This window comes from Streptomyces sp. NPDC050121, assembly GCF_044460385.1.
In the GTDB taxonomy this organism is placed as follows: domain Bacteria; phylum Actinomycetota; class Actinomycetes; order Streptomycetales; family Streptomycetaceae; genus Streptomyces; species Streptomyces soliscabiei.
The window spans coordinates 237,859-250,364 of sequence record NZ_JBITJV010000008.1 but is presented as its reverse complement, the minus strand read 5'-3'; the positions used below and the strand labels follow the sequence as shown (position 1 = coordinate 250,364).

General features: G+C 69.9%; 13 protein-coding genes. 6 read left to right on the top strand and 7 right to left on the bottom strand.

The annotated features are described in order from the left end of the window. Positions 1–16: 16 nt before the first annotated feature. Together ACIBTS_RS15280 and ACIBTS_RS15275 are read right to left on the bottom strand one after the other, a co-directional pair. On the bottom strand, positions 17–1,510 hold the full coding sequence (locus ACIBTS_RS15280; protein WP_319672576.1) for an SPFH domain-containing protein: 1,494 nt from the start codon (positions 1,508–1,510) through the stop codon (positions 17–19). 154 nt (positions 1,511–1,664) lie between these two features. Then, complete coding sequence (locus tag ACIBTS_RS15275) at positions 1,665–1,883, bottom strand: hypothetical protein (protein ID WP_319347097.1); 219 nt, start codon at positions 1,881–1,883, stop codon at positions 1,665–1,667. 207 nt (positions 1,884–2,090) lie between these two features. Here ACIBTS_RS15275 and ACIBTS_RS15270 point away from each other — a divergent pair, with 207 nt between their 5' ends. Together ACIBTS_RS15270 and ACIBTS_RS15265 are read left to right on the top strand one after the other, a co-directional pair. Then, positions 2,091–3,479, top strand: a complete 1,389-nt coding sequence (locus ACIBTS_RS15270; RefSeq protein WP_399319597.1) for a glycoside hydrolase family 43 protein — start codon at positions 2,091–2,093, stop codon at positions 3,477–3,479. A 113-nt stretch (positions 3,480–3,592) separates the two neighbouring features. Then, positions 3,593–4,279 (top strand): phosphatase PAP2 family protein, encoded by a 687-nt coding sequence (locus tag ACIBTS_RS15265; protein ID WP_399319595.1) that lies wholly within the window; start codon positions 3,593–3,595, stop codon positions 4,277–4,279. A 10-nt stretch (positions 4,280–4,289) separates the two neighbouring features. On the opposite strand, the gene ACIBTS_RS15260 is transcribed toward ACIBTS_RS15265, so the two are convergent. Further along, on the bottom strand, positions 4,290–4,694 hold the full coding sequence (locus tag ACIBTS_RS15260; protein WP_399319593.1) for a hypothetical protein: 405 nt from the start codon (positions 4,692–4,694) through the stop codon (positions 4,290–4,292). Positions 4,695–4,696: 2 nt separating this feature from the next. Between ACIBTS_RS15260 and ACIBTS_RS15255 the strand changes: the two genes are divergently transcribed. Further along, positions 4,697–5,092 carry an ATP-binding cassette domain-containing protein gene (locus ACIBTS_RS15255; RefSeq protein ID WP_399319592.1) on the top strand — a complete coding sequence of 132 codons (396 nt, stop codon included), beginning with the start codon at positions 4,697–4,699 and terminating at the stop codon, positions 5,090–5,092. A 51-nt stretch (positions 5,093–5,143) separates the two neighbouring features. Here ACIBTS_RS15255 and ACIBTS_RS15250 read toward each other — a convergent pair whose 3' ends face one another. The 4 genes from ACIBTS_RS15250 to ACIBTS_RS15235 form a co-directional block, all read right to left on the bottom strand. Continuing rightward, on the bottom strand, positions 5,144–5,752 hold the full coding sequence (locus ACIBTS_RS15250; RefSeq protein WP_399319590.1) for a dihydrofolate reductase family protein: 609 nt from the start codon (positions 5,750–5,752) through the stop codon (positions 5,144–5,146). Further along, the gene (locus ACIBTS_RS15245; protein ID WP_399319588.1) at positions 5,749–6,642 is read right to left on the bottom strand and encodes a metalloregulator ArsR/SmtB family transcription factor; all 894 of its coding nucleotides are present in this window, start codon (positions 6,640–6,642) and stop codon (positions 5,749–5,751) included. Before ACIBTS_RS15245 ends, ACIBTS_RS15250 begins: the two co-directional genes overlap by 4 nt. A gap of 88 nt (positions 6,643–6,730) precedes the next feature. After that, on the bottom strand, positions 6,731–8,092 hold the full coding sequence (locus ACIBTS_RS15240; RefSeq protein ID WP_399319587.1) for a 6-phospho-beta-glucosidase: 1,362 nt from the start codon (positions 8,090–8,092) through the stop codon (positions 6,731–6,733). Then, positions 8,089–8,841: a DeoR/GlpR family DNA-binding transcription regulator gene (locus tag ACIBTS_RS15235; protein ID WP_399319585.1), complete on the bottom strand. Its 753-nt coding sequence runs from the start codon at positions 8,839–8,841 to the stop codon at positions 8,089–8,091. Before ACIBTS_RS15235 ends, ACIBTS_RS15240 begins: the two co-directional genes overlap by 4 nt. 384 nt (positions 8,842–9,225) lie before the next feature. On the opposite strand from ACIBTS_RS15235, the gene ACIBTS_RS15230 reads away from it, so the two are divergent. The 3 genes from ACIBTS_RS15230 to ACIBTS_RS15220 are packed head-to-tail and all read left to right on the top strand — an operon-like array spanning position 9,226 to position 12,390. Further along, positions 9,226–10,503: an extracellular solute-binding protein gene (locus tag ACIBTS_RS15230; RefSeq protein WP_399319583.1), complete on the top strand. Its 1,278-nt coding sequence runs from the start codon at positions 9,226–9,228 to the stop codon at positions 10,501–10,503. A 1-nt stretch (position 10,504) separates the two neighbouring features. After that, positions 10,505–11,560 carry a carbohydrate ABC transporter permease gene (locus ACIBTS_RS15225; RefSeq protein ID WP_399319582.1) on the top strand — a complete coding sequence of 352 codons (1,056 nt, stop codon included), beginning with the start codon at positions 10,505–10,507 and terminating at the stop codon, positions 11,558–11,560. A gap of 50 nt (positions 11,561–11,610) precedes the next feature. Then, positions 11,611–12,390: a carbohydrate ABC transporter permease gene (locus tag ACIBTS_RS15220; protein ID WP_399319725.1), complete on the top strand. Its 780-nt coding sequence runs from the start codon at positions 11,611–11,613 to the stop codon at positions 12,388–12,390. Positions 12,391–12,506 lie beyond the last annotated feature (116 nt).

The window sequence follows — 12,506 nt, the reverse complement described above, 5'->3', positions numbered from 1 at the left end:
GCGTTTCACCGCCGGGTCACTTCTCCTCGACCGGCACCCGCTGCGACGGCGGGCCCGAGGGCGGGCTCACGATCTGGTTGAGGGGCGAAGTCCCCTGCGGGGCCTGCCCGTTCTGGTTCATCGAGGCGAGCAGCTGACGGGCCAGACCGAGTCCCGTCCCGCCCATGGTGAGCGCCTTGGCGAACACGTCCGCCATGCCGTCCGCGCCGTTGAGCAGCACCATGTTGTCGACGTTGCCGAACGCGGACGCGCCGGCCCGCACGATCTCCGGCCAGTTCTCGGCGAGTTGCTGAGCGACGACCGCCTCCTGGTTCTCGGCCAGCGCGGCGGCCCGGGCCTTGATGGCCTCCGCCTCCGCAAGGCCCTGCGCCTTCGTCGCCTCGGCCTCCGCCAAGCCCCTGGCCTGCGCGGCGGCCGCCTCGGCCTCACCGGTGGCCCGGGTCGCGGCGGCGGTGGCCGCACCCCGGGACTTGGTCGCCTCGGCCTCGGCGCCGGCGGCCTGCTTGACCCGGCTCGCCTCGGCGGCGGACGCGAGCTCGGTCTCCTTCGCCTTGGCCTGCGCCGCCGAGATCCGGGCGTCGCGCTCGGCCTCGGCGAGCGTGCGCTTCTCGTAGGCCTTCGCGTCCGCGGGCTTGCGGACGTCCGCCTGGAGCTGCTGTTCCCTGCGGTGCGCCTCGAGTTCGGCGACCCGGGTCTCCTGGACGACGACCTCCTGCCGGGCGGCCGCGTCGGCGAGAGGCCCCGCCTGACGGGCCTTGGCGCCCGCCTTGTCCCGCTCGGCCTGGTAGCCGGCCTGCAGGATCTCGCTGTCCCGGGTGGCCTCCGCCATCCGCGCGAACGAAGCCTGTTCCGCCTCCGTGGCAAGACGGTTCGCCTCCGCCTGGGCGATGCGCGCGTCTCGCTGCACGGCCGCCGCGTGCGGCATCGCCAGGTTCCGGATGTAGCCGGTCGGGTCCTCGATCTCGTGGATCTGCAGGGAGTCCACGATCAGGCCCAGCTTCTCCATCTCCGTGCCGCAGGCGGCACGGGTCTGCCCGGTGAGCTTCTCCCGGTCGCGGATCATGTCCTCGACCGTCAACCCGCCCACGATGGACCGCAGATGACCGGCGAAGACGTTGTGCACCCGCTCCGACATCAGCTTCTGCTGGTCGAGGAAACGCCGGGCCGCGTTGGCGATCGACACGAAGTCGTCGCCCACCTTGAAGATGACCACGCCCCGCACCTTGAGCGGTATGCCCTGGTGCGTCACGCAGTCCACATGCAGTTCGGTCTCGTTCAGATCCAGCGACAGCTTGCGCACCACCTGCACGCCGGGCATCACCAGCGTGCCGCGCCCGGTGACGATACGAAAGCCCATCCCCGCTTCCAGGCCCTCGGTGCGGTGGTTGGAGCCGGAGATGACGAGTGCCTCGTTGGGTTCCGCGACCCGCCACATCATCTTGAAGAGACCGAGCAGAACGAGAACGGCGAGAACCGCCGCCCCCGCAACGACGCCGACAACCATCGGCATACGCCCCCTTTGGATGGTGCCCTGTCGGCACCGAACGAAGGGAGTGTGCGCCTGCCCGAGTCCAGGTTGAAGACGCCGAGGAATCCTTGTTGCAATCTTGACGCTTACGTTCCCGAAGTCGCACCAAATCGCTCTCACCTGCGCCGGAGCAGGCTCAACTGTCGTATGCCGGGGTGACGTAGACCGTTCTGGGCGGCAGGTGCTCCACCACCATCACCACCGTGCCGCACTCGATGCGGCCCGTGCCGTCCGCCGGGTAGGCGAGGAAGTGCTCGGCCCCGCCGCGCACCCGGACGATCACCTCGCCCACGAGTCCCGGCCCGATCGCCCCGGTGACCCGCCCCATGAGCCCGACCATCGACGCATCGTCCATGGTCACAGGGTACGGGTGGAACCCGCTCGGCCGGCCGGACGGTCCGCGACCGTTTCCCCGCGCCCAGGATGCGTGCCACAGCCGTCCCGCAGGCATCGTCTGTTACTGCGCGAAGGATTGACGTGTTCCTGTCTCGCCCCTACCTTCCGATCGATGTTCCGAACTGTGTTCGGAATTTCGAACCTTGAGCCGTAGGAGAGCCGCACCATGACGACACGTCCCCCCGCTCCGTCCCGCCGTGCCCTGCTGCGTGCGATGGCCGCGCTGCCCGCCGCGGCACTCGTGCTGGGCGAGGCGCCCGGCCTGCTCGGCACGGCCCTCGCCGCCGCGCCGACCGCCGGATCGGCCACCCGCTACACCATCGTGCCGTTCCTCAACAGCAACGACGGCACGGTGAACGTCTACCAGTCCGACGACGCCACCGACTTCCGACTGGTGCAGTCCTCCGCGTACACCCCGCCCAGCAACCGCATCCGCGACGCGAGCGTCTTCAAGCACACCAACGGCTACTACTACATCACCTACACCACCCACACCTGGCAGGACACCAGCACCACCATCGGCTTCGCCCGCAGCTCCGACCGGGTCAACTGGACGTTCCTGTACGACTACACGGTCCCGATCGCGAACCTCTCCCGCGCCTGGGCGCCGGAGTGGTTCGTCGACAGCGACGGCAGCGTCAACGTCATCGTCTCCTGCTCGGTGACCAGCGACGAGTGGATCTTCACCCCGTATCTGCTGAAGGCCACCAACTCCGCGCTCACCACCTGGAGTTCACCGGTCGCCCTGTCCGGCATCGGGTCGAACCACATCGACACGTACATCGTGAAGATCGGCTCGACGTACCACGCGTTCACCAAGAACGAGACGGCGAAGTACATCGAGTACGGCACCGCGTCCAGCCTCGCCGGCCCGTACACGATCACCAGGACCGGCGACTGGGCGGGCTGGGGCAGCTACCGCGAGGGCCCGTCCGTCATCCAGCTCGACAACGGCGGCTGGCGGATCTTCTTCGACGGCTACGGCGACGGCAACTACTACTACAGCGACAGCTACGACACCTTCGCCACCTGGACCGCGCCGAAGGCCCTGCCCGGCATCTCGGGCACGGCACGCCACTTCACGGTGATCAAGGAGACGGTGACCGGCGGCCCGGCCATCACGAAGAACGCCACGCGCTCCCTGCGCTCCGCCAACTACACCACCCGCTACTGGCAGGAGCAGTCCGCGCTGCTCAACCTGCCCGTGGTGACCAGCTCCAGCACCACCGCCGAGAAGCAGGCGTCCACCTTCACCGTCGTGGCGGGTCTCGCGGACGCGAACGCCTACTCCTTCCGCGACGCCTCCGGCAACTATCTGCGCCACTACTCCTTCCGGGGCCGCTTCGACGCCAACGACGGCACATCGACCTTCGCCAGGGACGCCACGTTCATCGCCCGGACGGGCTCGACGAGCGGTGCGATCCGTTTCGAGTCGTACAACTACCCCGGCTACTACCTGCGCCACTACAACTACCAACTCAGCGTGGAGCAGTCGGACGGCACGGACCTCTTCCGGCAGGACAGCTCCTTCGTGCCGGTGGCTGCCTGGGCCTGACCCGTCCTCCCTTCGGGCGATCGCTCCTCGACCCTCTTTCGTCTACAGTGCGCTGGACCGTCTACGTACCTGTAGTCAACCGGGCTCGTTCCGGCAGGAAAGAGGTCGCGGCCATGGCCCTCCTGCTCGCCTGCGTCTGCCTCGCGCTGTTCGCCGCCCTCGCCACGGCCGTGGCCGTGCGCGGGGGCGCCCCCCTGCCGGGCGACCGCGCCGTCCACGCCTGGTCGCTCGCGCACCGACCGCCGGTGGCCGAGGCGCTGGCACGCGGGGTCACCATGACGGGCGGGGGCGCCTGGCCGTATCTGATCGCCGTCGCGGCCGGGTTGATCGCCGGACGATCGCCTCGGGAGCGGCTCTGGTCGGTGGCGGTCGCCGTGGGCGTCCTCCTCGCCGGACAGTCCATCCGCTCCGGACTGATGGAGCTGCTCGCCCGCGCCCGTCCGGCCCCCGCCGACTGGGCGGCGGCCGCCTCCGGCTACGCCTTCCCCTCCGGCCATACGACGACCTCGGCGCTGGCCGCCGGTCTGCTGGCCTGGGCGGTGCTGCGGCGGACGGCGCCCGCCCGGGCCCGGACGGTATGCGCCGTGGCCGCCTGCTGGGCCTTCGCCGTGGGCCTGAGCCGCGTGTACCTCGGCGTGCACTGGCCGAGCGACGTCCTTGGCGGCTGGCTGCTGGCCGCCGCCTGGCTGAGCCTGTGCGCGCAGGTGGCGGCTCGCCGGCTGCCCGGGTTCACGACCCGTACGCCGCAGGAGCCGGGGGAGGAGGATCCTCCTCGCAGAGGCCGACCACGCCCCGGGTGACCGTGACCCCTCAGGGGGTGGCGATCGCCGGGGGCGCGGTGTGGAGGGTGAGGACGTGGTTGAAGCGGCGCAGGAGGAGCAGTGCGGTGGTTCCGAGGCCGATGAGGAGGCCCAGCCAGATGCCCACGGTGTCCCAGCCGGCGGCGAAGCCGAGGAGCGCGGCGGCCGGGAGGCCGACGAGCCAGTAGTCGACCAGGGTGACCCGGAAGCCGCCCTTGGTGTCGTCCAGGCCGCGCAGCAGGCCGCCGCCGATGTTCTGGGTGCAGTCGAAGAACTGCAACACCGCGGCGATCAGCAGCTGCGTCGCCAGATCGGTGGCGGAGGCGTTCTCGCTCTCGAAGAACGGCGCCAGCACCAGCCCCGGCACGGTGACGTACACCAGCGCCACGCTGCCCCGCCCAGGAGGTCTCCGCACGCGTGGCCGGACTCCTCGAACAGGTCGGTCTGGAGCCCGCGTTCGCCGACCGCCACCCGCACGAGCCGTCCGGCGGGCAGCGGCAGCGGGTCGCCATCGCACGAGCGCCGGCCGCCGAGCCCGACGTCCTGATCTGCGACGAGGTCACGTCCGCGCTCGACCCCGACACGGGTCGCTCGATCATGGACCTGCTGACCGGGCTGCGCGGGCGGCACGGCATGACGCTTGTCCTCATCAGCCACGACCTGCCCCTCATCGCCGACCGCGCGGACACCGTCACCGTGCTGGAAGCCGGGCGCGTCGTGGAGTCCGGCCGCACCGCCGACGTCTTCCACGCCCCCCGCCATGAGGCGACCCGGGCCCTGCTGGGCACGTACGCTCCCGCGGCCGGCCCCTGACGAGCACGACCGGTCGACAGCTCCGGCAGCGACCCGACGCAGGGCGGCAGTTCAGCGGATCCGGTCGTAGACCAGGGCCAATGTGCCGTGCTCGCCCGCCGTCTGACGGGCCAGCGACCACTTCCCCGCGGGCAGGCCGTCGTCGAAGAGGCGCGGGCCGCCGCCGAGGAAGACCGGGAAGACCGTGAGCGCGAGCCGGTCCACCTGGTCGGCGGCCAGCAGCGCCTTGATGACGCTCGCGCTGGAGAGCACGAGAACGTCGCCGCCCTCGGTCGCCCTGAGGTCCGCGACCGTCTCGGCGGCCGGCTTGTCGACGATCGTCGTCCGCTCCCACGGAGCCTCGCCGAGGGTGGAGGAGAGCACCACCTTGTCGGTGTCGACGAGCCACTTCGCGAAGGCCTCGTCGCGCGGGTCGGCGCCCTCCATGCCGATGACGGTGGGCCAGAAACCGAGGAAGCCCTCGGCGTTGACCCGGCCGAGCAGGGCCGTCGTCGCCGGCTCCCACAGGCTGGTCAGATGGTCGCGGGCGACGTCGGTGACCGCGTAGGGCATCACCCAGCTCATGTCCAGGGGGTTGTCCGGTCCGGCGTAGCGGCCGTCGAGGGAGAGGCTCATGTTGGTGACGACCCTGCGGCCGTGGGCGGCGGTCTGCTCGGTCATTTCGTGCTCCTCGGGTCCGTGTCGATGTCGGTGTCGAAGTCGGGGTCGGAGGCGCCGGTGTCGTGGGTGTCGTCGAGCTCCGCGGCGAGAGTCGCCGTCAGCTTGTCGAGGCTCTGACCGAAGCCGGTCTCGATGCCGGCGACGAAGTCCGCGGAGTCGACGGTGCTGTCGGTGATCCGGTAAAGGACGTCGAGGTCCGTGCCGGCGCCGGTGCGCGTGAGGACGAACTCGACGTGGGAGGTGAAGGCGAGACCCCCGTCGGGAAGCAGCGGGGAGAGCCGGTAGACGAGGCGCTCACCCGCGCTCACCTCGTGGACGACGCCCTCGGCGCGCCCGGCGACCAGGTCGGAGCCGGCGGCGTCCTCGGCGTCGCGGTACTCCAGGACGACCCGCCCGCCCTCTCGCGCCTCGAAGACGAGCTCGCAGACGCGCAGGTCGTCGGGTGTCCACCAACGGGCGAGCAGGTCGGGCTCGGTCAGGTGGCGCCACACGAGCTCGGGGCGCCCCTTCAGTGACCGGAGGAACCTGAACGAGCGGCCGTCGGCCCACCCCGGCTCCTCGGCGGCCAGCCGCTCCGCCCGGAGGCTGAGCCCATGGCGGTCGTAGGCCGAGCGGGGGCCGTCTGCTCGGTCCGCGGTGTCGGCGAGTCGGCTGAGCTCGGCGGCCAGGTCCCGCAGGGCGGCGGACCGCAGCGCGTAGACACGGCGCTGGCCGGTGCGCTGGGACGTGACGACGCCGGCCCGCTCAAGGGTCTGCAGATGCTTGGTCGTCTGCGGCTGACGCGCCTCGGCCAGCTGGGCGAGAACCCCGACGGAGCGGGGCCGTTCGGCCAGCAGGCTCACGAGCCGCCAGCGCGCCGGGTCGGCGAGCGCGGTGAGAAGTGCGTCCATGTCGACGAGTATTCCGGACAGAGAATATTCGTGTCAAGGAATATAGGTGGTGGGTCTGCCCCTCGCCGCCGTTGCTCGGGTGGACGCGTCAGCGGCCCAGGTAGGCGAGCTCGGGGAAGTGCTGCTGGTAGGCGTCCAGCAGGCGCTTGGCGACGGCGTACGAGTCGATCAGGGGGTGGATGGTCAGAGCCCTTATGGCGTGCGCGCGATCGCGGGTGGTGGCGGCCCGGATCACCGCGCGTTCCACGGCCTTGACCGAGCACACCAGGCCAGTGCCGTGGTCGGGCAGCGGGGCCCCGGCGATGGGGTGGGCGCCGTTGCCGTCCACATGGCAGGGAACCTCGATGACGGCGTCGTCGTCGAGGACCGGGATCCGGCCGCGGTTACGGACGTTGAGGATGAGGGTCGCCCGCTCGTCCAGGGCGATGGCACGCATCAGGGCGAGGGCCACCTGTTCGTAGCCGCCCGACTCCAGATCGCAGGAGTCGCGTTCCCCCATGCCTACGGCCTCGCGGTTCTCGGCCATGTAGGTGACCTCGCGCTCCAGGCGGGTCGCGTCCCAGGCGTTCCAGGCGGCGCGCGACGCCGGCGGGGCGTCGGCGACGGCGCCCAGGGAGTCGTAGAAGTGCTGCTGCTGGGAGTGCAGGAAGGCGCCCCGGGTCTGCTCGGCGGCCCCCGCCGAGCGCACCGACTCGCGGCTGAAGTAGTAGTAGTGCAGGTACTCGTTGGGCAGCGCGCCGAGCGTGCGCAGCAGATCGGCGCCGAAGAGTTTGCCCTCCTCGAAGGAGGTCAGCGCGGCCTCGTCCGCGAACAGGGACGGCAGCAGGTCCCGGCCCTCGGCGTACAGGCCGCGCAGCCAGCCCAGGTGGTTCAGGCCCACGTAGTCCAGGCGGACGCGCGCCGGATCGACGCCGAGCGCCCCGGCCACGCGGCGGCCGAGGCCCACCGGCGAGTCGCAGATCCCGATCACCCGGTCCCCGAGGTGGGCGGTCATCGCCTCGGTGACCAGGCCGGCCGGATTGGTGAAGTTGATGACCCAGGCCTCGGGCGCCAGGGCCGCGATGCGGCGGGCGATCCCGACCGCCACCGGGACGGTGCGCAGCCCGAAGGAGATGCCGCCCGCGCCGACGGTCTCCTGGCCCAGCACGCCTTCCGCCAGCGCGATGCGTTCGTCCGCCGCGCGGCCGGCGAGTCCGCCGACGCGGATGGCGGAGAACACGAAGTCCGCTCCGGTGACCGCCTCGTCCAGATCGGTGGTGGCGGTGACGGCCGGCGGGTCGGGATGCCCGGCCGCCTGGTCGGCGAGGACCTTGCGGATGGTGGCCAGCCGGGAGGCGTCCAGGTCGTACAGGGTCACATCGGTGACGCGCCCCTCGCCGCGGTCGCCCAGCAGTGCCCGGTAGACCAGCGGGACCCGGAAGCCGCCGCCGCCCAGGATCGTCAGTCTCATACTTCGACCACCTCAACTCCCGCCTCGCGCAGTCGATCACAGGTCTTCGCGTCCCCGGGCGCGTTGGTCACCACGACGTCGAGCTCCTCGGGACCGCACACCCGGGCCATCCCGGTGCCGGGGAACTTGCCGGCGTCCGCCACCAGGACCACCTGGGCGCTGGCGGCGATCATCGCCCTTTTGACGGGCACCTCGACCGCGGTGGTGTCCAGCACCTGACCGTCGGGTCGCACCCCGCTCGTGCCGAGGAACAGCAGGTCGGCGTGGACCTGGCGCAGGTTGTCCTCGGTGAGGAAACCGACCAGCGAACGGTAGTCGCGCCGCACCACGCCGCCCAGCAGGATCAGCTGGACGTCCTTGTCGTCCTGGAGTTCCTCGTAGACGGCGAGGTTGCTGGTGATCACGGTCAGGGACCGGCCGTGGAGATGGCGGGCCACCCGGTGAGCGGTGGTGCCGATGTCGAGCAGCACGGTCTCGCCGTTCCTGACGAGGTTTGCGCACCACAGGGCCAGGGCGTCCTTCGCCTGGACCCGGACGCCGGCCACGTCGGCGAACGGGTCGTCCTCGCCCACGACGGGGGCGGCGCCGCCGTACACCCGCTTGAGCAGGCCCTCGTCCTCCAGTTGTGCGAGGTCGCGCCGGATCGTGGCCTGACTCGCCCCGACCTTCTCGGCCAGGGCGACCACCGAGGTGGGCCCGTCCGCACGCAGTGCGCGCAGGATCAGCTGATGTCTTCGGTCAGGGAGCATGCGGCAGACCATACTCGCGAACTCGCCAAACTCAAGCAAAGTCGCGCATGGTTGTCTCGATATCTGCTTGACCCTTGTCAAACCCGCGCACCGGGTGCACTCTCTTGCGTAATTCGGAGCCAGGCCCGGACCCCACTCCGGTCGGCCGAAGCGGATGAACGGCGTATTCCGCCGTCACGACGCTCGGCGCCGTCTGAGAGGACCAGGTCACACACCCCGGGTGGCTGAAGGGTTACCACCCACGCCGATGCTCTTCAGCCACCCGGCCTCCTCGCCGCGCCCCGCCGCGGCCCAGCACTCGCAGGCCCTGTCGGACATGCCCGACACGTCGTACCCGCCGACCTCGCCCTACCCGCCGAACTCGCCGAAATCCAGGAGAAGACAGTGGACCTTTCCCGCAGACGATTCCTCCAGGCCGCCGTACTGACGGCCGCCGCGGCCGGCGCCACCGCAGCGTGCGGCGGCGGCTCCGGATCGAGCGGCAGCAAGGACAGCAAGAACCTGAGCCTCTGGTACTGGTCCGGCGGGCTGAGCGACAAGGTCGTCGCGGACGCCAAGAAGCACTTCTCCGACATCACCCTCAAGACCTCCGTGGTCGGCGGCGACTTCAAGACCAAGCTGCTCACCGGCCTCAGAGCCGCCCAGTCCGCCCCGGACATCACCGGCATCAAGGGCGAGGACATCGCCTCCTTCCTGCCCAACGCCGACCGCTTCGTCGACCTGAAGACCGTCGGCGCGGACAAGCTGATGCCGCAGTACCTGTCCTGGAAGCTGAAGCAGGCCACCACGCAGGACGGCAAGCTGATCGGCTTCCCGATCGACATCGGCCCCTGCGCCACGTTCTACCGCGAGGACCTCTTCGCCGAGGCGGGGCTGCCCACCGACCCGGCGAAGGTCTCCGCGGAGCTGTCCACCTGGGACGACTACTTCAAGGCCGGCGTCGAACTGCACAAGGCCGTGCCGAAGACCTACCTGATCAACAACATCGGCTCCGTGTTCTCGATGATGATCGGCCAGGGCACCCAGCGCTTCATCGACCAGAACAACAAGTTCATCGGCGACCAGGACCACATCCGTACCGCCTGGACCACCGCCGTGAAGCCCTACACCCTCGGCATCGACGCCAAGATCAACGACAACACGTGGAACGCCGCGATCGGCAACGGCTCCCTGGGCACCGAGATCGGCGCCGCCTGGCACGCGCTGGACATCAGCAACGCCGCGCCCGGCACCAAGGGCAGGTGGCGGGTGGCGGGTCTGCCGGGCGGGCCGTCCAACCTCGGCGGGTCCTTCCTGGCCGTCCCCGCGACCAGCGGCAACCCCGAGGAAGCCTTCAAGATCATCAGCTGGATCCTGGACCCGGAGAACCAGGCCCGCGGCTTCACCGACGCGGCCCTCTTCCCGACCGCCCCGGCCGCCTACAAGCTGCCGGCGCTGACCGGCGGCGACGCCTTCTTCGGAGGCCAGAAGACCATCGAGATCTTCGGCCCGGCTGCCGAGAAGATCCCCGCGGCCTACGAGGCCCCGGCCGACGCGGCGGTCTCCGCGCCCTACTTCAGCGAGCTGACCAGCATCGAGGCCAAGGGCAAGGACCCCGACGAGGCCTGGAAGGACGCGGTCGGCCAGGCCAAGCAGATCGCCCAGCGGCAGGGAGTGAAGTGACATGTCGTCCAGCCCGGTAGCCGGCCCGGCTCCCACCGGACCGACCTCCGGATCCGACACCGGTCCCACCGGGCAGTCGGCCCCGGACCGTCTCCACGGTCCGGGCCGACGCGCCTCCCGGATCCGGCCGGTGTCGGCCGGGGCCCGGCGGGGGCCGGGGCGGCAGGTCGCCAGACACTGGCCGCAGTACCTGGCCATCTCGCCGTACTACCTGATCTTCTCGGTCTTCATGCTCTTCCCGGTGATCTACACCGTGTACCTGGCGTTCCAGAAGTGGGACGGCATCGGGGACATGCACTTCGTCGGGTTCCAGCAGTTCCGGTTCCTGTGGGACGACCCGATTTTCTGGCTGTCCATCCGCAACACCCTCGTCATCTGGGTGCTGTCGACCGTGCCGATGCTCTTCATGGCGCTGGTGCTCGCGGTGCTGGTGAACTCCACCAAACGCCTCACCGCGTTCTACCGGGTCGCCCTGTTCGTCCCCAGCATCACCTCGCTGGTGGCCATCGCGATCTTCTTCGGTGCGATCTTCAGCAACAACTTCGGCCTGATCAACGCCATCCTGCGGGCCCTGCACGTGTCGGCCGTGCCCTGGCTGAGCAACGAGTGGACGATCAAGCTGGTGATCGCCGCGCTGATGACCTGGCAGTGGACCGGCTACAACGCGATCATCTATCTGGCCGGCCTCCAGGCGATCCCCTCGGAGCTCTACGAGGCCGCACGGATGGACGGCGCCGGACCGGTCCGGATCTTCTTCTCCATCACGATCCCGCTGCTGCGGCCCATCATCCTGTTCACCGTGGTGGTCTCCACCGTCACCGGACTGCAGAGCTTCACCGAACCCCAGGTGCTGTTCAACAGCGACGCCTCGACCAACCCCAACTCCGGTGGTCCGGGCCAGGCGGGCATGACCACCCTGCTGTACTTCTACCACCAGGCCTTCGACAACAACGACTTCGGCTACGGCGCCGCCATCGTCTGGGCCTTCTTCCTGCTGATCCTGCTCATCGTCCTGATCAACTGGCGCCTGGTGCAGCGTAAGGAGCGACGGTCGTGAACAGCCGGAACCGTAAACGCCTGCGGGGGCTCAGCGTCCACGCCGTCCTGATGACCGGCGTCGTCATCTCGGTGTTCCCGTTCTACTGGATCGTCGTCATGGCGACGAACACCTCGCAGGACATCTACAGGTACCCGCCGAAACTCTGGTTCGGCGACCACCTGCTCACCAACATCCAGCACCTGTTCGACAAGATGGACTTCTTCGGCTCACTCTTCAACACGGTGATCGTCGCGGTCTGTACGACGGCGCTGGTGCTGTTCTTCGACTCGCTGGCCGCCTTCGCCTTCGCCAAGTACGACTTCCCCGGCAAGAAGTTCCTCTTCGGCGTGCTGCTGTCGATGTACATCCTGCCGACCCAGCTGGCGATCATCCCGCAGTACGAGATCATGGTGCAGCTGGGCTGGCTGGGCACGCTCAAGGCGCTCATCGTGCCCGCCGCCGCCAACGCCTTCGGCATCTTCTGGATGCGCCAGTACACCTCCACCAGCGTCCCCGACGAACTGCTGGACGCCGCCCGCATCGAGGGCGCCGGGTTCTTCCGGCTGTACTGGCACGTGGTGCTGCCGTGCGTCCGCCCGGCCCTGGCGTTCCTCGGCATCTACACGTTCATCGCCGCCTGGAACGACTACATCCTGCCGTTGGTGATGCTGGTCAACCCCGACCGTCTCACCCTCCAGGTGGCGCTGGCCCAGTTGTACGCCGGCCACTCCACCGACTACAGCATGGTGATGGCCGGGGTGCTCCTGTCGGTCATCCCGCTGGTGCTGATGTTCACGTTCTTCGCCCGGGGCTTCATCGCGGACGCCACGAAGGGCGCCCTGCGCTGACGACGGCGGAGTGGGAGGCTGAGACGGCGGAGGCGGGCCCCGGTCGGGCGGGCCCGCTCGGGCGGGCCCTGGCCGACAGGGCCTGGGTTCTGTCTCTTTGGTCAGCGTCGGGTCCA